Origin of the sequence: Halomonas sp. B23F22_3 (genome assembly GCF_043496965.1) — a bacterium.
GTDB lineage: Bacteria > Pseudomonadota > Gammaproteobacteria > Pseudomonadales > Halomonadaceae > Halomonas.
Map to the genome: position 1 here is coordinate 426,326 of NZ_JBIEKG010000001.1, position 23,146 is coordinate 449,471.

Consider the following 23,146-nt stretch of genomic DNA (forward strand, 5'->3'; position numbering starts at 1 on the left):
GACCATGAACATGACCGAAACCATGACACCGACCCGGCGCGAGGCCGCCACGTCGTCATCCGCACCGGGCGCACGAGACCGCGCCGCCGCGGTCGAGCCGGTGTTTCGCATCACAAACCTGAAGCGCCACTTCGACGTCTCGCCGCCGCTGCTCAACCGCCTGCTGGAGCGCAAGGGCCGGCAGATCGTCAAGGCCGTGGACGGCGTCGACTTCGAGATCTATCGCGGCGAGACCTTCAGCCTGGTCGGCGAGTCCGGTTGCGGGAAGTCGACCATCGCCAAGCTGGTCGTGGGACTCAACGGCACCACCGAGGGCAGCATCGAGTTCGAGGGCCAGGACATCGCCCGCCACAGCCGGCGGGACATGGACGCCGTGCGCCACCGGCTGCAGATGATCTTCCAGGACCCCTATGCCAGCCTCAATCCGCGCTGGCGGGTGGGCGAGATCATCGCCGAGCCGGTCCGCACCTTCGGCCTGCTCGACGACAAGGCCGCGATCAACCGGCGGGTCAGGGAGCTGCTCGAGGGGGTCGGCCTCAACGCCCAGGACAGCGAGAAGTACCCCCACGAGTTCTCGGGCGGCCAGCGCCAGCGCATCTCCATCGCCCGGGCGCTGGCCAGCAATCCCGAGTTCATCGTCTGCGACGAGCCGACCTCGGCCCTGGACGTCTCGGTGCAGGCGCAGATCCTCAACCTGATGAAGGAGCTGCAGCAGCAGCACGAGCTCACCTACCTGTTCATCAGCCACGACCTCTCGGTGGTCTACCACATCTCCGACCGGGTGGGCGTCATGTACCTGGGGCGGCTCGTCGAGGTCGGCGAGAAGCACGAGCTGTTCCGCCGGCCCCAGCACCCCTACACCCGCATGCTGCTCGACTCCATCCCCGACCTGGAGATGACCGGCCGGGCACGCACCCCGGTGGGCGGCGAGGTCCCGAGCCCGCTGGATCCGCCCAGCGGCTGCGCCTTCCATCCGCGCTGCCCGCACGCCACACCGCGCTGCCAGCAGGAGGTGCCCCTGCCGATCCACAACGTCGAGCGCGGCTTCGTCGCCTGCCATGCCGTCGAGGAAGGGCGACTCATCGCCACCGACTGAGCCCTGCTCGAGAGACTCCAGAAGGAAGAGATTATGGACTTCGATTTCAGCCAACTGAACAAGCAGGAGCGCTACAAGCTGCTGGTCAGCTTCATCGTGCCGCGCCCCATCGCCCTCGTCACCACCGTCGATGCCGAGGGGGTGTCCAACGCCGGGCCGATGAGCTTCTTCAACGTGTTCGGCGACGAGCCGCCGATCCTGATCCTGGGCATCCAGCACCGCCCGGACGGGCGCTTCAAGGACACCACCCGCAACATCCACGACAGCGGGGAGTTCGTGGTGAACCTGGTCAACGAGCGGATCGCACCGCACATGATCACCACCTCCCTGGACTTCGCCCCCGAGGAGGACGAGGTCTCGGCCGCGGGGCTGACCCTGGCGCCCAGCCGTCACCTGCGCGCCGGGCGCATCCTCGAGGCGCCGGTGGCCCTGGAGTGTCGCAAGACCGAGTCGCTGGAGTACCCCAACCGCTCGGTGATCGTCGGCGAGGTGCTGCACATGCATGTGCAGGACGAGTACATCGACCCGGCCACGCTGCGGGTCCGCCCCGAGGCCTACCATCCCCTGGCGCGCCTGCACGCCGACGCCTACCTCTACGCCGAGACGCAGTTCGAGCTGCCCCGGCCGAGCCTGGAGCAGTGGCGCACCGCCCAGGTGAGCGTGGCCGAGCACGGCGCCGCCGCGGCCTGCGCCACCCCCGTCATGAGCCACGACATCGACTAGCCCTCGACACGACAAGGAGACGTACATGTCGACCACCCTGCTACTGCGCAACGTCCGCCCCCTCGAGGGCGAGGCCCAGGACGTGCTGATCCGTGACGGCCACATCAGCCGCGTCGGCCCCGCCCTCGAGGCGCCCGAGGCGCGCGTCGTGGACGGCCGGGGCGGCCTCCTGCTCCCCGGCCTGGTGGATGCCCACACCCACCTCGACAAGACCCACTGGGGCCAGCCGTGGCACCGCCACAGCGCCGGTCCCACCATCGCCGAGCGCATCGCCAACGAGCGCGAGGTCCGCCACCGGCTCGGCTACTCGCCGGCCGAGCAGTCGGCCAACCAGGTGCGCCAGGCCATCGCCATGGGCACCACCCATATCCGCACCCACGTCGACATCGATACCGACGTCGGCCTGGCCCACCTCGAGGGGGTGCTGGCGACCCGGGAGCGCTTCCGCGACGCCCTGACCCTGCAGATCGTCGCCTTTCCCCAGAGCGGGCTGCTGGTGCGCCCCGGCACCCGGGAGCTGATGGCCGAGGCGCTGCGCGTCGGCGCCGACCTGGTAGGCGGCATCGATCCCTCGAGCATGGACCGCGACCCCGTCGGGCATCTCGACCGCATCTTCGCCCTCGCCGAGCAGCAGGGCCGCGGCGTGGACATCCACCTGCACGAACCCGGCATGCTGGGCGCCTTCGCCCTGGAGCTGATCGCCGAGCGCACCGCGGCGCTGGGGATGCAGGGGCGGGTGACGGTGAGCCACGCCTTCTGCCTGGGCATGGTCGACGACGCCTACCTCGAGCAGCTCACCGGTCTGCTGCTCGACAACCGCATCGCCATCATGACCCACGGCCCGGGCCACATCGAATTCCCGCCCGTTCGCCGCCTGCTCGATGCCGGCGTCACGCTGTGCTGCGGCTCCGACGGCATCCGCGACTCCTGGGGGCCCTACGGCAACGCCGACATGCTGGAGCGCGCCATGCTGGTCGGCTTTCGCAGCGGCTTCCGACGCGACGAGGATCTCGAGGACACCCTCGGCATCGTCACCCACGGCGGGGCGACGGTCATGGAGGCCGAGGCCTACGGGGTCACACCGGGCTGCCGGGCCGACCTCGTCGTGGTGGAAGGCGAGACCCGCGTCGAGGCGATGATGAACCGCGCCCCGCGCATCGCCGTGATCAAGGGCGGCCGGCTGGTGGCCGCCGACGGCGACTGCCTGGTCCGAGAATGACCGATACCCCACAGGAGGCCTCGATGACGAGGACACTGATCACCGGCCGCTACGTCGTCGGCTACGACGGCGAGGGGCATGTCATCCTCCCCGGCGGGGAGGTCGTCTATGAGGGCGACACCATCGTGCACGTCGGCTTCGGCTACGACGGGCCGGTAGACGAGCGCATCGACGCCGGCAACGCCCTAATCGGCCCCGGCTTCATCGACCTGGACGCCCTGGCGGACCTCGACTCCACGGTGCTCGGCTTCGACAACGCGCCGGGCTGGCGCCACGGCCGGGTCTGGGCCAGCAGCTACGTCGAGCGCGGCCCGCGGGAGGCCTACACCGCGGAGGAGGAGGACGCCAAGAAGGAGTACGCCTTCGCCCAGCTGCTGCTCAACGGCGTGACCACGGCGCTGCCCATCACCTCGCTGCTCTACCGGGAGTGGGACGAGACCTACACCGAGTTCGCCCGCGCCGCGGCGATCGGCGCCGAGCTCGGCATCCGCCTCTACCTGGGGCCGGCCTACCGCACCGGCGCCTCGGTGGTCCATCCCGACGGGCGCTTCGACATCCACTGGGACGAGGCGCGGGGCAGGCACGGCCTCGAGGCCGCCATCGCCTTCGTCAAGGACTACGAGGGCTACGCCGACGGCCTGGTGCGCGGCATGCTGGCCCCCGACCGCATCGAGTGCTGCACCCGGGAGCTTTTAGAGCGCACGGCCGAGGCCGCCCGCTCGCTGGACTGTCCCGTGCGCCTGCACTGCTGCCAGTCGCCGCTGGAGGTCGAGACGATGCAGGCGCGCTTCGGCCGCTCCTCGATCGGCGTGCTGGACGAACTCGGCTTCCTGGACCGCCGCGCCCTGCTGCCCCACGGCATCCGCCTCGGCGGCCACCGGCCGACGCCGGCGAGCGTCGAGCGGGACCTCGACGCCCTGGCGGCGTCACAGGCCACCCTGGTGCAGTGCCCGCTGGTGAGCGCGCGCATGGGCCACTTCATGGATTCGTTTGCCAGGATGCGGCGCCGCGGCATCAACGTCGGCCTGGGCACGGACACCTTCCCCCCCGACGTCATCACCAACCTGCACACCGGCATCATGGCCACCCGGCTGGTGGAGGGCGACGAGTCGGCCTGCTCGGCGGCCGACTACTACACCGCCGCCACCCTGGCCGGGGCGAAGGCGCTGAACCGCCCCGATCTGGGCCGGCTCGCGCCGGGCGCCAGGGCCGACATCACGGTCTTCGACCTCGGCGGCTTCCACCTCGGCCAGCTCATCGACCCCATCCAGACCATGATCATGAGCGGCTCCGGGCGGGACTTCACGCGGGTCATCGTCAACGGCCGCACGGTCATGCAGGACCGCCGGATCCGCGGCCTCGATCTGCCTCGCCTGGCCGACCAGGCCCAGCGCCAGTTCGATCGCCTGCGCGCCTCCTACCCGGAGCGCACCCACCTCCACCCGCCGGCACACGAGATCTTCCCCGGCGCCTTCCCGGTGCGCCGCACCTCCCTGTAGCGCCCCCCAAACGCGACGCGCCCCGTGCCGATGGCACGGGGCGCGTCGTCGTTCGCGCGGCGGGGGCGGCACTAGCCGGAGAAGATCTCGAACAGGTCAGGCGCCTCGTCCTCCTCGACGTGGATCGACAGCGAGGCCTCGATCGCCTTCAGGTGGCGGCCCATGAAGGCCTCGGCCCGCTCGCCGTTGCCGGCCTCCAGGTAGCCGATCAGGTCGTCGTGGTCGTGGGACTCGCAGCCCAAGTGGCCGGCGTTGCCGTAGACCGCGAGGATCAGCGAGGAGCGCGAGCAGAGCCGCTCGACGAAGTCGGCCAGGGTGGCGTTGCCGGAGATGCTCGCCAGGCGCGTGTGGAAATCCGCCGAGAGCCGGATCGCCGTGCTCTGCTCGCCGGATTTCAGGGCCTGGCGTTCGCGCTGTGCCATGTCGCGCAGCGCGGCCAGGTCCTCGGCGGTGATGCGCCGGGCGATCTCGGGCATCAGGCCGCACTCGACCATCAGCCGCGCATCGAAGACGTCCTTGGCCTCGTCGGCGGTGGGCCGCGTCACGCTGGCCCCGCGGCGCGGCGTCAGGGTCACCAGCTGCTCAAGGGCCAGGCGCTGCAGGATCTTGCGGATCCCGGTGCGGCTGACGCCGAACACCTCGGCCAGGGCATCCTCGCGCAGGCGCGCCCCGGGCTTGAGGCGGTGCTCGATGATCGCATCGCTGATCGACTGGTAGATCGCCTCGTGACGCTTGGGGCCGTCGCCGTTCTTGCCGGGGCGACCGCCGCCGTCGCTGGACTTGCCCCCGGCAACGAACTGACGCTGGTTCATGGACGCTACGCCTCCGTGGAAAACCCGATTTGTCGATCATTGTATACGCTTTTCGGCCCCCAACACGACAGCCGCCCGCCAAAAAGGCGGGCGGCTGACGGCGACGCAGGGCCAGGACCTCGACTTACGGGGTCCAGTCGGCCACCGCCGCGCGCTCCTCGTCGGTCATCTGGGTGATGTTGCCCAGCGGCATGTAGCCGCTCGCCACCACCTGCTTGACCTGGTCGATCTGGCGCAGCAGCTGATCCTCGGTCTCGAGGATCACCCCCGCCGGCGCCGCCGCGAAGCCGGCATGCTCGGGCGACTGGGCGTGGCAGCTCACGCAGCGCTGCTCGATGATCGCATGCACCTCGCCGAGCGAGCCCGAGGCGGCGAGCACCCGCTCCTCGCCGCTGACCGCGGGCGCTCCGGTAGAGGCGGTGGCCACGCCGTCGTTGCCGCTCGGCGCACCGACCCAGATCGCCACCAGGATCAGCGCCACACCCGCGGCCGGGTAGGCCGGCTGGATGGAGCCCGCGTGCATCAGCACGAAGAACTGGCGAATCAGCGCGCCGGCGAAGATGAACAGCGCCATGATCACCCAGGAGAGCTCATGGGTGTAGGTGAAGGAGTAGTGGTTGCTGAGCATCAGCAGCACCACCGGCAGCGTGAAGTAGGTGTTGTGAACCGAACGCTGCTTGCCGCGCTTGCCGTCGATGGGGTTCGGGGTCTCGCCGGCTTTCATCGCCTTCACCATGCGGCGCTGACCCGGAATGATCCAGAAGAAGACGTTGGCCGACATGGCCGTCGCCATCACCGCACCGGTGAGCAGGAAGGCGGCGCGGCCGGCGAAGATCTGGGTGCTCAGGTAGGCGACCACCACCATCATCACCGCCACGGCCAGGCTCAGGATACCGTCGCGTTCCATGTTGGGGCTGATGCGCTTGCACAGCTCGTTGTAGATCACCCAGCCCGACAGCAGGAAGAGCAGCGCCACGGCATTGGCCTGCCAGCCGGTCATCTCGGCGGCCCAGGCCCAGTCGCTGCCCGGGTTGACCAGGTAGAAGCCGGGATTGGTCATGTAGAGCAGCACGAAGAGGCCGAAGCCGGAGAGCCAGGTGGTGTAGGCCTTCCAGAACGACCAGTGCAGGTCCGCGGGCAGCTTCGCCGGGGCGCTGGCGTACTTCTGGTTGTGGTAGAAGCCACCGCCGTGCACGGCCCACATCTCGCCGAACACGCCCTTCTTCTTGTCCTCGTCGGCCTTGGGCGGACGCAGGCCGTTATCCAGCATCACGAAGTAGATGGACTCACCGATCCAGGCCACGGCGGCGATCACGTGCAACCACCGCAGCAGGAGGTTGGCAAAGTCCAGTAGATACGCTTGCATGAGTCAGCTCTCGTCTTGTGCGTTGTTAGTCATCGCCCGGGCAGGGGGACCCGGGCCAGCGGCGCCGAGGGGATCAGCTGCCGCGATAGGTGGAGTAGCTGTAGGGCGATACCAGCAGCGGCACGTGATAGTGCTGCGAGGCGTCGGCGACGCCGAAGCGCAGCGGGATCACGTCGAGAAAGCGCGGGGTGTCGCCGGCCAGGCCCTGGCGATCGAGGTACTCGCCGGCATGGAAGACCAGCTCGTACTCGCCCGCGGTGAAGGCCTCGCCCTCCAGGATCGGCGCGTCGCAGCGGCCGTCATCGTTGGTCACGACCTCACCGATCCGGCTGCGGCTCTCGCCCTCGAGGCGATAGACCTCGATGCGAATGCCCTGCCCCGGGCGGCCCTGCGCCGTATCCAGCACATGTGTGGTCAAGCGTCCCATGAGTCTCTCCTCTACGCGGTAGCCGGCTCCCGTGGCGCGGGTGACCGGCGGGCAAGTGTATGGCGACGGCCGGAGCGTCCTCCCGGATGTCTATACACACATTTTTAGCTCGAAAGGGAGTACATTTCAAAGCATTTTTTGTATACAGTCTAAATCTGTCTTGCGAGACACGCATCACCACCCGCAATGGAGGTCACGGCATGAGCGACAACACCCTTTCCCCTCGCCCCAGCGAGCTCGATCAGGCGCGCTTCGTCGAGCAGTACGGCGAGATCTACGAGCACTCCCCCTGGGTCGCCGAGCTGGCCTGGCAGCAGGGCCTGGGCAGCGAACAGGACACGCCCGAGGGCCTGGCCGAGGCCATGGGTCGGGTGCTCGCCGGCGCCAGCCCCGAGCGTCAGCTCGAGGTGATCCGCGCGCACCCGGACCTGGCCGGCAAGGCGGCCATCGCCGGGGAGCTCACCGATGACTCCACCCGCGAGCAGGCCGGCGCCGGCCTGGACCAGTGCACCCCCGAGGAGATGGCGCGGTTCGAGCGCCTCAACGCCGCCTACAAAAAGAAGTTCGGCTTCCCCTTCGTGATGGCCGTCAAGGGCAACGACCGTCATGACATCCTGGCCGCCTTCGAGACGCGCCTGGAGAACGACCCGGCCGAGGAGCGCCGCACCGCGGTCGAGCAGATCAACCGCATCGCCCGCTTCCGCCTGCAGGCCCGCCTGGGCTGAGCCCAGGCGGTCGGCGTTTGGGCACACGCCGAGACCGCCCCCGCATCGACGAGCCGCCGGCCTGCCGGCGGCTCGTTTTTTTATGCCCCGCCGTGATGTGCCGGGGGCGCGGCGCCATCATTCCCTCGGACACGCCGACGCGGATGGCCGGCCGCTCATCAGCCGGGCATCCGCGCTCGCCTGCTTACCGGTCGTGCTACTTGGTGGCGCTCGCCACCCGGGCGGCACGGCCCGGGTCATCGCCACCATCCGACGCTTCGGCGTTGGCGTCGGCCGCCTCGGCATCCGCCTTGGCGATCTCCTCACGCTCCCGCGCCTCATCCGACAGCGACTTCTTCGGCAGCACGATGTTGAGCACGAAGGCGGTGATCGCCGCCACCACGATGGGCGCGCCGCCGATCACGTTCTGCAGCATCGCCGGGAACTGCTCGATGGCCGACGGCACCGAGGAGATGCCCAGGCTCAGCGCCAGCGCCAGCCCGACGATGGTCATGTTGCGGGCGGAGAGCTCGTCTTTGATCAGCAGCTGGATGCCGGTCATGGTGATCATGCCGAACACCGTGATGGTGGCCCCGCCCAGCACCGGGTAGGGGATGGTGGTCATGATGGCGCCGAACTTGGGGCTGAGGCCGGCCGCGAGCATGAACACGCCGGCGATGGCCAGCACCGAGCGGCTGATCACCTTGGTCATGGCCACGATGCCGACGTTCTGGCTGAAGGTGGAGGTCGGCAGAGCGCCGAAGAAGGCGCTCGCCGCGGTGGTCAGGCCATTGCCCAGCAGGCCACCGGTCAGCTCCTTGGTCTTCAGCTCGCGGTTCATGCCCGCCACGCTGGTGGCCGAGAGATCGCCGATGGTCTGCACCGAGTTGATCACGCAGATCACCACCATGGAGACGATGGCGGCGGTGTGGAACTCCATCTCGAAGGGCATCACCTCCGGCACGGCGATCCAGCGGGCGTTGGCCACGGCCTCGAAGCTGACCATGCCGAGCGACAGCGACAGCAGGTAGCCGACCACGATGCCGACGATGATCGCCGAGAGCTTGACCACGCCGCGCCCGAACTGGGAGGCCGCCAGCACCGTCAGCAGCGTGACGATCCCCACCATCCAGTTGAGCGGCTCGCCGAAGTTCGGCGCGTTGACGTTGCCGCTGCCGGCCATGTAGCGAATCGAGATGTCGTAGAGCGACAGGCCGATGACCAGCACCACGGTGCCCGCGACGACCGGCGGAAAGAGATGGCGGATGTACTGGATGAAGTAGCCCACCACCATCATGGTGATGCCGCCCACCAGCTGGGCGCCGAGGATGCCCTCGATGCCGAACTGGCCGCCCACCGCGATCAGGGTCGGCACGTAGGCGAAGCCCACGCCGAAGATGGCCGGCAGGCGGGCGCCGAACTTCCAGACGCCATAGAGGTGGAACAGGGTGCAGATCCCCGAGGCCAGCACGGCGATCTGGATCAGCAGCAGCTTCTCACCCGGGGTGGCGCCGACCACGCCGGCGATGATGATCGGCGGGGTGATGACGCCGGCGATCATCGCCAGCACGTGCTGCAGGGAGAGCGGCAGGGCCTTCCCGAGAGGTGGCCTGCCGTGGAAATCGAAGATCGAGGTGTTCCTGGGATTGGTTGGCATGCTTGGACCACAGCTGTTGTTATGAGGGGAGGGAGCGGCAATTGTTGTATGCCAGTCAAGCTGCCACATTGTCATACGATTTGAAATGCAACTAGATACAAAGTCGTACACAACGGGCACCAGCAAACGTATACATTTGCCACCAGCAGCGGGGTGTGAGGCCGGCGACCTCACCCACCCCGGTTAGAGGTGCCACTCCAGCTGGAGCATCAGGGCATCGGTATCCACGCCCGGCTTGTCCTGATTGCCGAACTTGTTGCGCCAGTACTCGTAGCCGGCGCCGACCCACAGGGTGTTCTCCCCCATGCCGGCCAGCTGCCCCGCATCGAGCATCAGCGAGGTGCGCATCAGCTGCTCGGTCGCGGTCTCGTCACCGACGTAGTCCTCGCCCTTCGCGCCGTTGAGGTTGAAGAAGCCCTGAAACTTCATCGGCAGTTCCCCCGCCTCGAACGGCAGGCCCCAGGCCAGGTTGAGCTGGTAGTAGGGATCGAAGCTGATATCGGTCTCGTTGCCCGGTGACGTGCAGGAGCCCGGGAAATCGAGGCCGCAGTGGTTCCACTCGTAGGAGGTGAAGAGGCTCAGGTCGAGGAAACCGCGGGGCACGTCGAACTTCAGGGTTGGCCCCAGCAGCAGCTGGCGCTTGCGCGGGGCGAAGGCGGTGTTCTTGGTATTGAGATCGAAGCCGCCGCTCAGCGCCACGTCCTTCACCGGCCCGAAGGCCAGCGGCGCGTCGAACACCTTGCCGGCGTGCAGCTGGTGGCGATAGACCAGATAGGCCTCGGTGGCGCCCTCCTCGCTGTTGCGGGCGGGGTCGGCGCTGTCGGACTGCAGCAGCTCGAGGTTGAAGAAGTTCTGGCCCAGCGAGTAGCCGCTCGCGTGGGTGAACTGCAGGACGTGCTTGGCCACGTCCTCGTCATTGCCGGGTTCCTGGAACTGGGTGCCGTAGCGATAGCCGATGGCGGTATCGCTCCAGGTGGCGGCCTGGGCCGAGACGGAGGCGAGGGCGAGGCACAGGGCCGCGCCCGCGACCAGCGGCTGGGAGGAGCGTTGGAACATGACGAGCATCTCCGGTTGTTGGTGTTATACCGAGACCATTCCGTAGCGACGCGGCACCCATGGGGTGTCGCCATCCGACGGACAACATGTCCAACACTACCTAACAATTTTGTATACTGGAAATAATTTCCGATAAATACATAAACGGGACACACTTCCCGGTCAGGTGGTCGCCCGGAGCCCGCCAGGCAGCCGACCGGCGGGACGAGACACCCGGCAAGAAGCGGCGGCGAGGACCTACACTGAGAGGACACCTGCCAGCCGGGAGCCCGCCATGTTTCGTGATCGCCGCGAAGCGGCCGAGCACCTCATCGACCGCCTCGCCCACCTCAAGACCGAGAACCCGCTGATCCTGGCCATCCCCCGCGGCGCGGTGCCCATGGGACGACGGATGGCCGATGCCTTGAACGGCGAGCTGGACGTGGTGCTGGTGCGCAAGGTGGGCGCGCCGGGCAACCCCGAGTATGCGATTGGCGCGGTCGACGAAAACGGCCGCGTGGCCCTGGAGCCCGCCGCCGCCTACTACCGCGAGGATGCGGTGAATCGAGAGGTGGAACACCAGCGCGCCCTGATCGAGGAGCGCCGCCGGCGCTATACCCCGGTGCGCTCGGCCATCGATCCCCAGGGACGCATCGTGGTGGTGGTGGACGACGGCAGCGCCACGGGTGCGACCATGGCGGCGGCCCTCACCGCCCTGCGGGCCCGGGGCCCGCGACGGCTGATCGCCGCCCTGGGGGCGGCGCCGCCCGATACCGTGGCACGACTCGAGTCGCTGGCCGACGAGGTGGTCTGCCTGGAGGCCTCCCCCCACTTCCAGGCCGTGGGGCAGTTCTTCGCCGACTTCGGCCAGGTAGAGGACGAGGAGGTGATCGCCCTGCTGGGACGCGAGCGCGGCTGAGCCTCGACGGGGCGGGCGAGGCCCCGCAACGGCAGGCGCCAAGCGCGGCCCCGTCACGCAAACGGGCGCCACCCGAAGGTGGCGCCCGTTTGCGTTGGCGTGGCTCCCGCTCGCCCGGTCTTTACCGAGGCATCCGGCGGGCCCGGCCGAGCCTTACTTGGTGGCCGGGGTGGCGGCCTTGATGCCGTCCTCGGCGAGCTTCTGGCTCTCGCGAACGTACTCCTGGCTCAGGCTCATGATCTTCTCGGCGTCGCCACGCAGGCGCTCGCCCATGTCCTGGCTGGCCTTCTGCTGGGCGTCCACGGCCTTCTTCAGGCCCTCGGCGTCACGCACGTCGAGCCAGCCGCGGGCCTGGGAGAGGCCCAGGTCGGTCAGCGCTCGCACGGCGTCGAACTGGGCGGCGACCAGCTTCTCGGTGTAGTCGAGGTTGAGGGCGCCGAGACGGCGGGCGGGTGCCACGAACGTGGACTCGAGCTGTTCGGTCGCTTGCTGTGTGGTTGCCTTGCTCATGTAACACCTCCATCGGTAGTGGACAGCGGGGGGATGTGTCCCCGTGCTGCATTGCAACATAGCAGCCTGTTTTGTGCAGCGCAACATCTCTCCGATGGAGGATGCCGCCACGCCGAGAGGCCCCCAACGACAACGCCCGGCCGAGGCCGGGCGTGGCGAGAGACATCCGTGGCGCGACAAGCCTGCTCAGCGATAGGCGCCTTCGATGTCGGTGACGCGCAGGGCCCGGCGCCCCAGGCCGTCGTGCTGGTCGAGCATGCGCTCGAGCCAGCCGTGCACCGGATCGGCGTTGGAGACCAGGTCGGCACTGGAGACGCAGCGCGCCCACATGAAGTTGCCGAAGACCAGGTAGTCGGCGCCGGCCGGGGCGTCGCCGTCGAGGAAGTCACCGTCACCGAGCTGGGCGCGCAGCGGCTCCAGGGCGGCATCCAGCTGGGCGAGCCCCTTGGCCGGGGAGTGGAACTCCTCGAGGGTGCGACCGAAGCGCTTCTCGCGGGTCTCGCGGAAGTAGGCTCGGTCGTCGGGATGAATGGCGTTGAGCAGGTCCATGATGATGGTGCGCAGCATGGCCGGGGCCATCACCCGCTCGGCGTAGTGCTTGAAGAAGCGTCCCCGCGCCTGGGCCAGTCCCTCGCCGAGCAGCGGCGCCTCGGGATAGGCGCGATCCAGGTAGCGCAGGATCTCGTAGCTGTCGGTGATCACCTCCTCGCCGTCGACCAGCACCGGCACCCGGTCGTGATCGGCGAAGGCCAGGGCCTCGGTGTCGTTGAAGCGCCAGGGGCGCGTCTGCACCTCGAGGCCCTTGTGGGCCAGGGCGTAGCGCACTCGCCAGCAGAAGGGCGAGAAACGCAGCCCCTCGTCGATGCCACAGAGATCATAGAGCACCCGTGTCATGCCGCCTCCTCGTGTCGGGTTCAGGGCCCTCGATAGTGCCAGCCTTTGCCGGCCGCCGCCAACGCCGCGCTCGCCCGGTAATCCGGCGACAGCGGCTTGCCCATTAGTCTAATCACCACCCGCTCCTGCCGAGGTGGAAAAGGGCCGAATGATGCTTACAAGCCATTGAATGAATGGCTATTTAACGCTCCGCCGACGAAGCAATCGGGACTCACCACTTTGGTCAGACCAATGTTCCAGCAGTAGTCAGGGCCGCAGCTTGCGCTTAAGGTCGCCCGCTCACCATGCCCTGAGCGGGCAACGCCAACGCTCCACCGTTCCCACGCGAAAGGAACTCCTTCATGAACGAAACCATACTCGCGCTGCTCGCCTTCGTGCCCCTGGTGCTGGCCGGGGTGCTGCTGATCGGCCTGCGCATGGCCGCTCGGGTCGCCATGCCGATCGTCTTCGTGGTCACCGCGCTCATCGGCCTGCTCGCCTGGCAGATGAGCTTTACCCGAGTCCTGGCCTCGACCCTGCAGGGCCTGATGCTGACCGTGGCGATCCTGTGGATCATCTTCGGAGCCATCCTGCTGCTCAACACCCTCAAGCACTCCGGGGGCATCACCGCCATCCGCAACGGCTTCTCGGGCATCAGCCCGGACCGCCGCGTGCAGGCAATCATCGTCGCCTGGCTCTTCGGCTGCTTCATCGAGGGCGCCTCGGGCTTCGGCACTCCTGCCGCCGTGGCCGCGCCGCTGATGGTGGCGCTCGGCTTCCCAGCGCTGGCCGCCGTGGTGGTGGGCATGATGATCCAGTCCACGCCGGTCTCCTTCGGCGCGGTGGGCACGCCGATCGTGGTCGGGGTCACCGGTGGCCTGGACCGCGCCGGCATCACCGAGGCCCTGGACGCCGGCGGCCAGAGCTGGCTTGCGTACTACCACCTGATCGCCGGCGAGGTCGCGGTGATCCATGCCATCGTCGGCGTGCTGATGCCGCTGATCATGGTGGTGATCATGGTGCGCTTCTTCGGCGCCAACCGCTCCTGGAAGGAGGGGCTCTCCATCACGCCCTTCGCGCTCTTCGCCGGCATTTCCTTCGTGGTGCCCTACGCCCTGGCCGGCGTGCTGCTGGGGCCGGAATTCCCGTCGATGATCGGCGCCATGGTCGGCCTCGCCATCGTCGTGCCGGCGGCCCGTCGCGGCTTCCTGCTGCCCAAGGACACCTGGGACTTCCCGCCCTCCTCCGCCTGGCCGGACCAGTGGATCGGCAAGCTGGTGATCAAGACCGAGGACGTGGTGGGCAAGACGCCGATCACCACCGTCATGGGCTGGGTGCCCTACGTGCTGCTGGCCGTCTTCCTGGTGGCCTCGCGCACCATCGAGCCGCTCAAGAGTGCCCTGACCTCGTTCGCCTTCGGCTGGAGCGACATCCTGGGCGAGGCCGGCGTCTCCGGCAGCATCCAGCCGCTCTACCTGCCCGGCGGCATCCTGCTGGCGGTGGTGCTGGTCACCGCCGTGCTGCACCGCATGCGCCTGGGCGAGCTCAAGGCGGCCTTCAGCGAGTCCAGTCGTACCCTGCTGGGCGCGGGCTTCGTGCTGATCTTCACCATCCCCATGGTGCGGATCCTGATCAACTCGGGCGTCAACGCCGCCGACCTGGTCTCCATGCCGGTGGCCATGGCGCAGCTCGTCGCCGACGGGGTGGGCGGCATCTACCCGCTCTTCGCGCCGGCCGTGGGCGCCCTGGGGGCCTTCATCGCCGGCTCGAACACCGTCTCGAACCTGATGCTCTCCGACTTCCAGTTCAACGTCGCCCAGCAGCTCGGCGTCTCCACCACCATGATGGTCGCCCTGCAGGCCGTGGGCGCCGCGGCAGGCAACATGATCGCCATCCACAACGTGGTCGCGGCCTCCGCCACCGTGGGCCTGCTGGGCCGCGAGGGCGAGACTATCCGCAAGACCATCCTGCCGACGCTCTACTACATCCTGGCCGCCGGCGCGCTCGGCCTGGTGGCCTTCTACGTGCTGGGCATCGGCGACCCGCTGCTGGGCCTGGGCTGATCGGCCCTGACCTGAAGTGAGCCTGGCCCGAGGCCAGGCGAGCCCACAACGACGCACCGCCCCCACGGCCTGGCCGTGGGGGCGGTGCGTTTTCGTGAGCGCGTCGTGCGCTTGGCTTGGCGTCGCTACTCCCACCCTTCCAGGCGCATGGCCGAGCGCTCCAGGCGCTGCTCCTCCGCCTCGATCTCGCCCAGCTGCTCGCCGATGCTCGAGAGGTGCTCCAGGGCGGCGCGCCGGGCGAGCTCGGGCTTGCCCTCGATCACCGCGTGATAGAGCCGCGCGTGCTGGCGGTTGATCATCTCGCGACAGCGGGGACGGTGATAGAGGTTCTTCACCGAGGCGAACACCGAGCTCAGCAGCAGGTCCGTCAGGCTCTGCAGGGTGTGGACCAGCACCGGGTTGTGGGAGGCCTGGCAGATGGCCAGGTGGAAGCCGTGATCGAAGCGCGCCAGGCGCTCGGCCTCGATCGTCTCGGCGCTCTCCACGTAGTCGACCATCTCCCGGTAGCGGCGGGTGATCAGCACCCGGTCCGAGGCCGTGCCGCGACTGGCCGCCAGGCTCGCCGACTCGCCCTCGAGCAGCGCCCGCACCTCCAGCAGGTCGAACAGGGTCCGCGGGTGGTCGCGAAAGAGGTGCATCAGCGGGGAATCCAGCGGCGTCGCCACCAGCGGGGCGACCACCGAGCCCCGCCCCTGGCGGGTATCGATGACGCCCTTGCTGCGCAGCGTTCGTAACGCCTCGCGCAGGGAAGCACGCGACACCTGCAGGCGCTCGCTGAGCCGCCGCTCCGAGGGCAGCAGCTGGCCCGGGCGAAACACGCCGTCGAGGATCAGCTCCTCGAGCCGGGCCGCGATGGCGTCGGGCGTGCGCGAGGTGATCCGCAGCTCTTCATGGTAACGGGGCATGATCGTGCTCTCCGGGGATGCCAGGGCAAGCCTCAAGGGTGTATTGTGGAAAAACTTTCCACAATACTACCAACGACTGGTCTGACCAGCGAACCAGAGACTGGACACGCCCCCCATTAAGGCACAGATTGGTGCGACACAGGTCATGTGCCCGGCCCGGGTGGGCAATGGGCACGCTAGCGAGGAAGCCCCATGAACATCCTCTACGACGAACGGCTCGACGGCGAGCTGGTCCCCACCGACAAGGCCGAGGTCCTGGCCGACCTTGAGCGCTCGGCGCCGGGTCTCACGCTGCTGCACCGCGAGGAGGACCTGCGCCCCTTCGAGTGCGACGGCCTCTCGGCCTATCGCGTGCTGCCGATGCTGGTGGCGCTGCCCGAGACCCTCGAGCAGGTCGAGACGCTGATGAAGCGCTGCCGAGCACTCGGCGTGCCGGTGGTGACCCGCGGCGCCGGCACCGGCCTCTCAGGCGGCGCGCTGCCGCTGGAGCAGGGCGTGCTGCTGGTGATGTCGCGCTTCAATCGCATCCTCGACGTCGACCCGGATGCCCGCATCGCCCGCCTCCAGCCCGGCGTGCGCAACCTGGCCATCTCCGAGGCGGCGGCGCCCTATGGGCTCTACTACGCCCCCGACCCCTCGTCGCAGATCGCCTGCTCTATCGGCGGCAACGTCGCCGAGAACGCCGGCGGCGTGCACTGCCTGAAGTACGGGCTGACCGTGCACAACGTCATGAAGGTGGAGGTGATCACCATCGAGGGCGAGCGCATGACGCTCGGCAGCGAGGCGCTGGACGCCGCGGGCCTCGACCTGCTGGCGCTGTTCACCGGCTCCGAGGGCATGCTCGGCGTGGTCACCGAGATCACCGTCAAGCTGCTGCCCAAGCCCGAGACCGCCAAGGTGCTGATGGCAAGCTTCGACGACGTCGAGAAGGCCGGCCAGGCGGTCGGCGACATCATCGCGGCGGGCATCATCCCCGGCGGGCTCGAGATGATGGACAAGCTCGCCATCCGCGCCGCCGAGGATTTCGTCAAGGCCGGCTACCCCGTCGAGGCCGAGGCCATCCTGCTCTGCGAGCTCGACGGCGTGGAGGCCGACGTCGACGACGACTGCGCCACCGTGCGCGCGGTGCTCGAGAAGGCCGGCGCCACCGATATCCAGCAGGCCCGCGACGAGGCCGAGCGCGCACTGTTCTGGGCCGGGCGCAAGAATGCCTTCCCGGCGGTGGGGCGCATGTCGCCGGACTACTACTGCATGGACGGCACCATCCCCCGCCGGGAGCTGCCGCGGGTGCTCAAGGGCATCGCCGAGCTCTCCGAGGCGTATGGCCTGCGCGTCGCCAACGTCTTCCACGCCGGCGACGGCAACATGCACCCGCTGATCCTCTTCGATGCCAACCGCGAAGGCGAGCTGGAGCAGGCCGAGGCCTTCGGCGGCAAGATCCTCGAGCTGTGCGTCGAGGCGGGCGGTTCGATCACCGGCGAGCACGGGGTGGGCCGCGAGAAGATCAACCAGATGTGCGCCCAGTTCGCGCCGAACGAGCTGAGCGTCTTCCATGCGGTGAAGGCGGCCTTCGACCCCGACCGCCTGCTCAACCCGGGCAAGAACATCCCGACGCTCGCCCGCTGCGCCGAGTTCGGCGCCATGCACGTCCACAACAACGAGCTCCCGCACCCCGAGCTGCCCCGATTCTGAGGAATTTCCATGGCCGAGACACGTTCCACATCGACCGACCAGGACATCAGCGAGGCGCTCGGCGAGCGCGTGCGCCGGGCCGCCGAGGCGGGCACCCCGCTGCGCATCGTCGGCGGTGACACCAAGGCCTTCTACGGTCGCCCCGTCGAGGGCGAGACGCTCTCGACCCGTGAGCACCGCGGCATCACCTCCTACGACCCGGTAGAGCTGATCGTCTCGGTGCGCGCCGGCACGCCCCTGGCCGAGCTCGAGGCCGCCCTGGCCAAGCAGGGCCAGATGCTCGGCTGCGAGCCGCCCCACTTTGGCGCAAACGCCACCGTGGGCGGCATGGTCGCCACCGGCCTCTCTGGCCCACGCCGCCCCTGGGCCGGCAGCGTGCGCGACTTCGTGCTGGGCATCCGCCTGATCACCCAGGACGGGCAGCAGCAGCGCTTCGGCGGCGAGGTGATGAAGAACGTCGCCGGCTACGACCTGTCGCGGCTGATGGTCGGCGCCCAGGGCACCCTGGGACTGGTCACCGAGGTGTCGCTCAAGGTGCTGCCGCGCCCCGGCGCCCGCCACAGCCTGCGCCTGGAGATGCCCCGGGCCGAGGCCATGGCGAGGCTCGCCGAGTGGGGCCGCTCGCCGCTGCCCCTCACCGCCGCCGCCTGGCTCGAGGGTGCCCTGCACCTGCGCCTGGAGGGTGGGCCGAGCTCGGTGGCCGCCACCCGCGAGCGGCTGGGCGGCGACGACCTGGACGACGACTTCTGGGAAGCGCTGCGCGAGCAGCGCCTGGGCTTCTTCTCCCGCGAGGACGCGCGCCCCCTGTGGCGCCTCTCGCTGCCCCACAACACCCCGTCGCTGGACCTGCCCGGCGTCGAGGAGGCGGACCTGCTCTACGACTGGGGCGGCACCCAGCGCTGGCTGCGCAGCGACCTCGACGCGGACACCCTGCGCGAGGCCTGCGCCCGCGCCGGCGGCCACGCGACCTGCCTGGGCAACCGCGAGGGAGCTGGCCAGGCCGACCCCTTCATGCCGCTGGAACCCGTGGTGGAGAAGTACCACCGCGCCCTGAAGGCCCAGCTGGACCCGAAGGGCATCTTCAATCCTGGCCGACTCTACGCGGCACTCTGAGACCTGAAGGGAACGCCCGAGATGCAGACGCACTTTACCGAGGAAGACCTCCAGAAGCCGCACATCCGCGAGGCCGACCGGGTCCTGCGCAGCTGCGTGCACTGCGGCTTCTGCAATGCCACCTGCCCCACCTATCAGCTGCTGGGCGACGAGCGCGACGGCCCCCGCGGGCGCATCTACCTGATGAAGGAGATGCTCGAGAGCCGCGACGACGACCATCGGGTCACCGAGGAGACGCGGCTGCACCTCGACCGCTGCCTCACCTGCCGCAACTGCGAGACCACCTGCCCCTCCGGGGTGGAGTATCACAAGCTGCTCGACATCGGCCGCGCCGAGATCGAGCGGCGGGTGCCGCGCCGGCCCGCCGAACGCGCCCTGCGTCTCGGGCTGCGCAAGGCGCTGGTCGAGCCCGCGCGCTTCAAGGCGCTGCTCAAGCTGGGCCAGACCTTCCGACCGCTGGTGCCCGGCACGCTCGCCGACAAGATGCCGCCAGCCCCGGTGGATGCCGGCGTGCGCCCCGAGGGCAACCGCCACGCGCGACAGATGCTGATCCTCGAGGGCTGCGTGCAGCCCGGGCTCTCGCCCAATACCAACGCCGCCACCGCCCGGGTGCTCGACCGCCTCGGCATCGGCCTGACGCCGGCGCCGGAGGCCGGCTGCTGCGGCGCCATCGACTACCACCTCAACGCCCAGGAAGCCGGGCGAGCGCGCATGCGCGCCAACATCGACGCCTGGTGGCCCCACGTGGAGGCGGGCTGCGAGGCCATCGTCCAGACGGCCAGCGGCTGCGGGGCGATGGTCAAGGAGTACGCCGAGGTGCTCGCCGACGACCCCGACTACGCCGAGAAGGCGACCCGCATCAGCGCCCTGGCCAAGGACCTCGTGGAGGTGCTGCGCGACGAGGACCTCGCGAGCCTGGAGGTGAAGGAGGGCCGGCGGCTCGCCTTCCACTGCCCCTGCACCCTGCAGCACGCCCAGAAGCTCAACGGCGCCGTGGAGCAGGTGCTACGCGGGCTCGGCTTCACCCTCACCCCGGTCCAGGACGCCCACCTCTGCTGCGGCTCGGCCGGCACCTACTCGGTCACCCAGCCGGCGCTCGCCACCGAGCTGCGCGACAACAAGCTCGATGCGCTGGAGGCCGGCAATCCAGAGGTGATCGTCACGGCCAACATCGGCTGCCAGACCCACCTGGCCGGCGCCAACCGTACGCCGGTGCGCCACTGGATCGAGATCGTCGACGAGGCACTGGCATGATGCTCGCCTCACATTCATAACGAGGGGCGTCGGTGGCAAGCAGACGGGGAGGTCCTACGCCAGGGATGGCGTCGGTAGCGTACAAGGATGTATTCATAGCGCCTCCCCGCTGGCTTGCCGCCGAAGCAGCCCCGAGACACCTGCAACTCGTAGTCGCTTTCCATCAACCCAAGGAGTTCCTCCGATGAAAACCAAACCCGTGCTGACCCTGGACGACGTCAACGCCCTGCTCGACGCCGGCCAGAAGGAAGCCGAGGCCAACGGCTGGGCCGTGACCATCGCCGTGGCCGACGACGGCGGCCACCTGCTCGGCCTGCGTCGCCTCGACGGCGCGCCGCCCTTCAGCGCCGACGTGGCCACCGAGAAGGCGCGCAACGCCGCCATCGGCCGCAAGGAGACCCAGGTCTTCGAGGACATGATCAACAACGGCCGTACCGCCTTCGTCACCGCGCCGATGCAGGCGCTGCTGGCCGGCGGCGTGCCGGTGATAGTCGAGGGCCAGGTGGCCGGCAGCGTCGGCATCTCCGGCGTCACCCCGCCCCAGGACGTGCAGGTGGCCAAGGCCGCGGTCGCTGCCCTCGGCTGACCGTCGCCCGCCCCGCCCTTCTCGAGGCCCCGCCATGGCGGGGCCTTCTTGATGCGGCCGCCCTGGACCGACAGGGCATGGAACTCCCCCCGGGCGTGGTCCAGACTGACACCGTGTCCGCGCGGATCGACGGCGTAGGGGAGGAGCTCATGGCCGGAGGCTGGTCGAAAGACGGCGATGTCCAGCAGCAGATCGACGACAGCGTGCGCGACGAGCTCGAGCGCGCCAGACGGGCGCTGCCTCAAGGCGAGAGCGCCCGCTTCTGTCACGAGTGCGACGAGCCGATTCCCGAAGCACGACGGCAGGCCGTCCCCGGGGTACGCCTCTGCATCGATTGCCAGGCCGAACTCGACAAGCGTCGGGGCCCCGCCGCTGGACACAACCGGCGGGGCAGCAAGGACAGTCAGCTTCGCTGAGACGCCACTCAGGACGCCCCTTCCACCTCACCGGCCTCATTGCGCGACTTTTCGCACTCTTCCTCCTGCTCCCCCTCCTGACCGGGAGGACAACCGAACCAGTTCTCCGTCGGCTCGGCCCCGCCCCCCGGGGCTTCCTCGGAGCCCTGCGATTCCGACTCGGACGACTCGAGATGCTCCTCCATCCGCTCGGTGGCCTCGTTCGAGGCACCCTGGCCCCCGGAGGATCCAGATGATTCCTCGGCGATGGCCGTCGTCGCCAGCAGGCATAGGGCCAGGATGGCCAGTACCTTGTTCATGTGCCGCCTCCTTGTGGATAGCACGGGATGTGTTGCCCTCATTGAGCCAAGCGGCAATCCCGAGGAATCGCAAGGGCAAACGTGCCGTCCACCTGCTGATCGCGAGCCGTGTCGCTGTCCTTTGCGATGTGCTGGCTACACTGAAGGGCATCGACCGAGATCCCCTGCCCGCCTGAGGTAATCGCAATGACCGAACCCGGCCACCAAGGCAACAGAGGCCATTCGGGCCCGAGCCTCGAGGAGACCGGCCTGGCCGAGAGCGCCGATCGACTCATGCGGGCGTCGCTGTCAAGGCTGACATTCGGCCTCTCCCCGGCGGCGATGATCCTCAGCTACGTCGACTGGCTGACCAGCGTGGCCGTGTCGCCCGGCAAGCAGGCGGTGCTGGTCCACAAGGCGGTGAAGAAGCAGCTGCGCCTCGCGGCCTGGGCCAGCCATTCAGCGCTCGATCCCGAGGCCACCCCCTGCATCGAGCCGCTGCCCCAGGATCGACGCTTCCGCGATCCGGCCTGGCGCCGCTTTCCCTACAACCTGATCTACCAGTCGTTCCTGCTACAGCAGCAGTGGTGGTGCAACGCCACCACAGGGCTCGCCGGCCTGTCGCCGCATCACGAACAGGCGCTGGAGTTCGGCGCGCGCCAGCTGCTCGACACCATCTCTCCCGCCAACTTCCTGCTCACCAACCCCCGGGTGCTGGACAAGACGCTGGCGACCGGGGGCGCCAACCTGAGGAAGGGGGCGGAGCAATTCCTCGATGACTGGCAGCGCCAGCTGCGGGGCGATAAGCCGGCCGGGGCGGAGCAGTTCAAGCCCGGCGAGGCAGTCGCCGTGACGCCCGGCCGGGTGGTCTACCGCAACCACCTGATCGAGCTGATCCAGTACGCCCCCGCTACCGACGAGGTCTACGCCGAGCCAGTGCTGATCGTGCCGGCCTGGATCATGAAGTACTACATCCTCGATCTCTCGCCGGACAACTCGCTGGTGCGCTACCTGGTCGGCCAGGGCCACACGGTGTTCATGATCTCCTGGCGCAACCCCACCGGGGAGGATCGGGAGATCGGGCTCGACGACTATCGGCGCCTGGGCATCATGGAAAGCCTCGCGGTCATCGGCTCGATCTGCCCCGGATCGCCGGTGCACGGCGTCGGCTACTGCCTCGGCGGCACCCTGCTGGCCATCGCCGGCGCCACCATGGCACGCGATGGCGACCAACGCCTGGCGTCGATGACGCTGCTGGCCGCCCAGACCGACTTCCGCGAGGCCGGCGAACTGATGCTGTTCATCGACGACAAGCAGCTCTCCTTCCTCGAGGACACCATGTGGGCCCAGGGAGTGCTCGACACCAAGCAGATGGCCGGGGCCTTCCAGCTGCTGCGCTCCAACGACCTAATCTGGTCGCGGCTGATCAGCGAGTACCTGCTGGGCGAGCATCGCCCCTTGAACGACCTGATGGCTTGGAACGCCGACGCCACCCGCATGCCGTACCGCATGCACAGCGAGTACCTGCGCCGGTTGTTCCTCGACAACGACCTCGCCGAGGGGCGCTTCACCGTCGGGGGTCGACCGGTGGCGGTCAGCGATATCCGGTTGCCGATCTTCGCGGTGGGCACCGAGTGGGACCACGTCGCGCCCTGGCGCTCGACCTACAAGATCCACCTGCTCGCCGACACACCCGAGCTCACCTTCCTGCTGACCAGTGGCGGCCACAACGTGGGCATCGTCTGCCCGCCCACCGATAGCCACCGCCACTACCGCATGGCCACTGCCGCAGAGGGCGAGGCCTATATCGACCCGGAGACCTGGCTCGCCCGCACGCCGGAGACCGCGGGCTCCTGGTGGCCCGCCTGGCAGGACTGGCTGGCCGCACGCTCCAGCGTCCGACAGCCGCCGCCGTCGATGGGCTCCTCCGACTATCCGCCGCTGGCCGATGCCCCCGGTCACTACGTGCTACAGGAGTAGCACACGCCAACCGTGAAGC

22 protein-coding genes are annotated in these 23,146 nt (G+C 68.9%); 13 read left to right on the top strand and 9 right to left on the bottom strand.

Annotation, left to right across the window (positions count from 1 at the left end):
• Window positions 1–4: 4 nt before the first annotated feature.
• Genes ACGTNG_RS01890 through ACGTNG_RS01905 form a run of 4 tightly spaced genes read left to right on the top strand, consistent with a single transcriptional unit; the run spans window position 5 to window position 4,537 of the window.
• Window positions 5–1,096, top strand: coding sequence for an ABC transporter ATP-binding protein (locus tag ACGTNG_RS01890; RefSeq protein WP_394575149.1), 1,092 nt, complete (start codon window positions 5–7; stop codon window positions 1,094–1,096).
• Between the two features lie 33 nt (window positions 1,097–1,129).
• Window positions 1,130–1,819: a flavin reductase family protein gene (locus ACGTNG_RS01895; RefSeq protein ID WP_394575151.1), complete on the top strand. Its 690-nt coding sequence runs from the start codon at window positions 1,130–1,132 to the stop codon at window positions 1,817–1,819.
• A 25-nt stretch (window positions 1,820–1,844) separates the two neighbouring features.
• Window positions 1,845–3,038 carry an amidohydrolase family protein gene (locus ACGTNG_RS01900; protein WP_394575152.1) on the top strand — a complete coding sequence of 398 codons (1,194 nt, stop codon included), beginning with the start codon at window positions 1,845–1,847 and terminating at the stop codon, window positions 3,036–3,038.
• 23 nt (window positions 3,039–3,061) lie between these two features.
• Complete coding sequence (locus ACGTNG_RS01905) at window positions 3,062–4,537, top strand: amidohydrolase family protein (RefSeq protein ID WP_394575153.1); 1,476 nt, start codon at window positions 3,062–3,064, stop codon at window positions 4,535–4,537.
• 71 nt (window positions 4,538–4,608) lie between these two features.
• Here ACGTNG_RS01905 and ACGTNG_RS01910 read toward each other — a convergent pair whose 3' ends face one another.
• The 3 genes from ACGTNG_RS01910 to uraH form a co-directional block, all read right to left on the bottom strand.
• The gene (locus ACGTNG_RS01910; protein WP_394575154.1) at window positions 4,609–5,349 is read right to left on the bottom strand and encodes a GntR family transcriptional regulator; all 741 of its coding nucleotides are present in this window, start codon (window positions 5,347–5,349) and stop codon (window positions 4,609–4,611) included.
• A gap of 124 nt (window positions 5,350–5,473) precedes the next feature.
• A complete protein-coding gene (locus tag ACGTNG_RS01915) occupies window positions 5,474–6,715 on the bottom strand; it encodes a urate hydroxylase PuuD (RefSeq protein WP_394575155.1) in 1,242 nt (413 codons plus the stop codon).
• A 73-nt stretch (window positions 6,716–6,788) separates the two neighbouring features.
• On the bottom strand, window positions 6,789–7,142 hold the full coding sequence (gene uraH / locus ACGTNG_RS01920; RefSeq protein ID WP_394575156.1) for a hydroxyisourate hydrolase: 354 nt from the start codon (window positions 7,140–7,142) through the stop codon (window positions 6,789–6,791).
• A 200-nt stretch (window positions 7,143–7,342) separates the two neighbouring features.
• Here uraH and uraD point away from each other — a divergent pair, with 200 nt between their 5' ends.
• Window positions 7,343–7,867 (top strand): 2-oxo-4-hydroxy-4-carboxy-5-ureidoimidazoline decarboxylase, encoded by a 525-nt coding sequence (gene uraD, locus ACGTNG_RS01925; RefSeq protein WP_394575157.1) that lies wholly within the window; start codon window positions 7,343–7,345, stop codon window positions 7,865–7,867.
• Window positions 7,868–8,063: 196 nt separating this feature from the next.
• Here the strand turns inward: uraD and ACGTNG_RS01930 are convergent, their stop codons facing one another.
• On the bottom strand, window positions 8,064–9,503 hold the full coding sequence (locus ACGTNG_RS01930; RefSeq protein ID WP_394575158.1) for a uracil-xanthine permease family protein: 1,440 nt from the start codon (window positions 9,501–9,503) through the stop codon (window positions 8,064–8,066).
• A 183-nt stretch (window positions 9,504–9,686) separates the two neighbouring features.
• On the bottom strand, window positions 9,687–10,559 hold the full coding sequence (locus ACGTNG_RS01935) for a hypothetical protein (RefSeq protein ID WP_394575159.1): 873 nt from the start codon (window positions 10,557–10,559) through the stop codon (window positions 9,687–9,689).
• Window positions 10,560–10,833: 274 nt separating this feature from the next.
• Here ACGTNG_RS01935 and ACGTNG_RS01940 point away from each other — a divergent pair, with 274 nt between their 5' ends.
• Window positions 10,834–11,457 carry a phosphoribosyltransferase gene (locus tag ACGTNG_RS01940; protein ID WP_394575160.1) on the top strand — a complete coding sequence of 208 codons (624 nt, stop codon included), beginning with the start codon at window positions 10,834–10,836 and terminating at the stop codon, window positions 11,455–11,457.
• Window positions 11,458–11,610: 153 nt separating this feature from the next.
• Here the strand turns inward: ACGTNG_RS01940 and ACGTNG_RS01945 are convergent, their stop codons facing one another.
• Window positions 11,611–11,967, bottom strand: a complete 357-nt coding sequence (locus ACGTNG_RS01945; RefSeq protein WP_394575161.1) for a phasin family protein — start codon at window positions 11,965–11,967, stop codon at window positions 11,611–11,613.
• A gap of 186 nt (window positions 11,968–12,153) precedes the next feature.
• The gene (locus tag ACGTNG_RS01950; protein ID WP_394575162.1) at window positions 12,154–12,861 is read right to left on the bottom strand and encodes a glutathione S-transferase family protein; all 708 of its coding nucleotides are present in this window, start codon (window positions 12,859–12,861) and stop codon (window positions 12,154–12,156) included.
• A 341-nt stretch (window positions 12,862–13,202) separates the two neighbouring features.
• Between ACGTNG_RS01950 and ACGTNG_RS01955 the strand changes: the two genes are divergently transcribed.
• Complete coding sequence (locus ACGTNG_RS01955) at window positions 13,203–14,903, top strand: L-lactate permease (RefSeq protein ID WP_394575163.1); 1,701 nt, start codon at window positions 13,203–13,205, stop codon at window positions 14,901–14,903.
• A 125-nt stretch (window positions 14,904–15,028) separates the two neighbouring features.
• Here ACGTNG_RS01955 and glcC read toward each other — a convergent pair whose 3' ends face one another.
• The gene (gene glcC, locus ACGTNG_RS01960; RefSeq protein WP_394575164.1) at window positions 15,029–15,808 is read right to left on the bottom strand and encodes a transcriptional regulator GlcC; all 780 of its coding nucleotides are present in this window, start codon (window positions 15,806–15,808) and stop codon (window positions 15,029–15,031) included.
• A gap of 192 nt (window positions 15,809–16,000) precedes the next feature.
• Here glcC and glcD point away from each other — a divergent pair, with 192 nt between their 5' ends.
• The 5 genes from glcD (at window position 16,001) to ACGTNG_RS01985 (ending at window position 20,869) form a co-directional block, all read left to right on the top strand.
• A complete protein-coding gene (gene glcD / locus ACGTNG_RS01965) occupies window positions 16,001–17,500 on the top strand; it encodes a glycolate oxidase subunit GlcD (RefSeq protein ID WP_394575165.1) in 1,500 nt (499 codons plus the stop codon).
• A 9-nt stretch (window positions 17,501–17,509) separates the two neighbouring features.
• Window positions 17,510–18,613 (top strand): glycolate oxidase subunit GlcE, encoded by a 1,104-nt coding sequence (gene glcE / locus ACGTNG_RS01970; RefSeq protein ID WP_394575166.1) that lies wholly within the window; start codon window positions 17,510–17,512, stop codon window positions 18,611–18,613.
• Between the two features lie 21 nt (window positions 18,614–18,634).
• Entirely contained in the window at window positions 18,635–19,867 is a 1,233-nt protein-coding gene (glcF, locus tag ACGTNG_RS01975) for a glycolate oxidase subunit GlcF (protein WP_394575168.1), read from the top strand.
• Window positions 19,868–20,051: 184 nt separating this feature from the next.
• Window positions 20,052–20,453: a heme-binding protein gene (locus tag ACGTNG_RS01980; protein WP_108445623.1), complete on the top strand. Its 402-nt coding sequence runs from the start codon at window positions 20,052–20,054 to the stop codon at window positions 20,451–20,453.
• A 149-nt stretch (window positions 20,454–20,602) separates the two neighbouring features.
• Window positions 20,603–20,869: a DksA/TraR family C4-type zinc finger protein gene (locus tag ACGTNG_RS01985; RefSeq protein ID WP_394575553.1), complete on the top strand. Its 267-nt coding sequence runs from the start codon at window positions 20,603–20,605 to the stop codon at window positions 20,867–20,869.
• An 8-nt stretch (window positions 20,870–20,877) separates the two neighbouring features.
• On the opposite strand, the gene ACGTNG_RS01990 is transcribed toward ACGTNG_RS01985, so the two are convergent.
• A complete protein-coding gene (locus ACGTNG_RS01990; RefSeq protein ID WP_394575170.1) occupies window positions 20,878–21,168 on the bottom strand; it encodes a hypothetical protein in 291 nt (96 codons plus the stop codon).
• Between the two features lie 186 nt (window positions 21,169–21,354).
• On the opposite strand from ACGTNG_RS01990, the gene ACGTNG_RS01995 reads away from it, so the two are divergent.
• Window positions 21,355–23,127: a PHA/PHB synthase family protein gene (locus ACGTNG_RS01995; protein ID WP_394575171.1), complete on the top strand. Its 1,773-nt coding sequence runs from the start codon at window positions 21,355–21,357 to the stop codon at window positions 23,125–23,127.
• Window positions 23,128–23,146 lie beyond the last annotated feature (19 nt).

Bases quoted from the DNA above. Each gene is read 5' to 3' on its own strand.
- ACGTNG_RS01890 (WP_394575149.1), top strand. From the start codon at position 5: ATGAACATGACCGAAACCATGACACCGACCCGGCGCGAGGCCGCCACG.
- ACGTNG_RS01895 (WP_394575151.1), top strand. From the start codon at position 1,130: ATGGACTTCGATTTCAGCCAACTGAACAAGCAGGAGCGCTACAAGCTG.
- ACGTNG_RS01900 (WP_394575152.1), top strand. From the start codon at position 1,845: ATGTCGACCACCCTGCTACTGCGCAACGTCCGCCCCCTCGAGGGCGAG.
- ACGTNG_RS01905 (WP_394575153.1), top strand. From the start codon at position 3,062: ATGACGAGGACACTGATCACCGGCCGCTACGTCGTCGGCTACGACGGC.
- ACGTNG_RS01910 (WP_394575154.1), bottom strand. From the start codon at position 5,349: ATGAACCAGCGTCAGTTCGTTGCCGGGGGCAAGTCCAGCGACGGCGGC.
- ACGTNG_RS01915 (WP_394575155.1), bottom strand. From the start codon at position 6,715: ATGCAAGCGTATCTACTGGACTTTGCCAACCTCCTGCTGCGGTGGTTG.
- uraH (WP_394575156.1), bottom strand. From the start codon at position 7,142: ATGGGACGCTTGACCACACATGTGCTGGATACGGCGCAGGGCCGCCCG.
- uraD (WP_394575157.1), top strand. From the start codon at position 7,343: ATGAGCGACAACACCCTTTCCCCTCGCCCCAGCGAGCTCGATCAGGCG.
- ACGTNG_RS01930 (WP_394575158.1), bottom strand. From the start codon at position 9,503: ATGCCAACCAATCCCAGGAACACCTCGATCTTCGATTTCCACGGCAGG.
- ACGTNG_RS01935 (WP_394575159.1), bottom strand. From the start codon at position 10,559: ATGTTCCAACGCTCCTCCCAGCCGCTGGTCGCGGGCGCGGCCCTGTGC.
- ACGTNG_RS01940 (WP_394575160.1), top strand. From the start codon at position 10,834: ATGTTTCGTGATCGCCGCGAAGCGGCCGAGCACCTCATCGACCGCCTC.
- ACGTNG_RS01945 (WP_394575161.1), bottom strand. From the start codon at position 11,967: ATGAGCAAGGCAACCACACAGCAAGCGACCGAACAGCTCGAGTCCACG.
- ACGTNG_RS01950 (WP_394575162.1), bottom strand. From the start codon at position 12,861: ATGACACGGGTGCTCTATGATCTCTGTGGCATCGACGAGGGGCTGCGT.
- ACGTNG_RS01955 (WP_394575163.1), top strand. From the start codon at position 13,203: ATGAACGAAACCATACTCGCGCTGCTCGCCTTCGTGCCCCTGGTGCTG.
- glcC (WP_394575164.1), bottom strand. From the start codon at position 15,808: ATGCCCCGTTACCATGAAGAGCTGCGGATCACCTCGCGCACGCCCGAC.
- glcD (WP_394575165.1), top strand. From the start codon at position 16,001: ATGAACATCCTCTACGACGAACGGCTCGACGGCGAGCTGGTCCCCACC.
- glcE (WP_394575166.1), top strand. From the start codon at position 17,510: ATGGCCGAGACACGTTCCACATCGACCGACCAGGACATCAGCGAGGCG.
- glcF (WP_394575168.1), top strand. From the start codon at position 18,635: ATGCAGACGCACTTTACCGAGGAAGACCTCCAGAAGCCGCACATCCGC.
- ACGTNG_RS01980 (WP_108445623.1), top strand. From the start codon at position 20,052: ATGAAAACCAAACCCGTGCTGACCCTGGACGACGTCAACGCCCTGCTC.
- ACGTNG_RS01985 (WP_394575553.1), top strand. From the start codon at position 20,603: ATGGCCGGAGGCTGGTCGAAAGACGGCGATGTCCAGCAGCAGATCGAC.
- ACGTNG_RS01990 (WP_394575170.1), bottom strand. From the start codon at position 21,168: ATGAACAAGGTACTGGCCATCCTGGCCCTATGCCTGCTGGCGACGACG.
- ACGTNG_RS01995 (WP_394575171.1), top strand. From the start codon at position 21,355: ATGACCGAACCCGGCCACCAAGGCAACAGAGGCCATTCGGGCCCGAGC.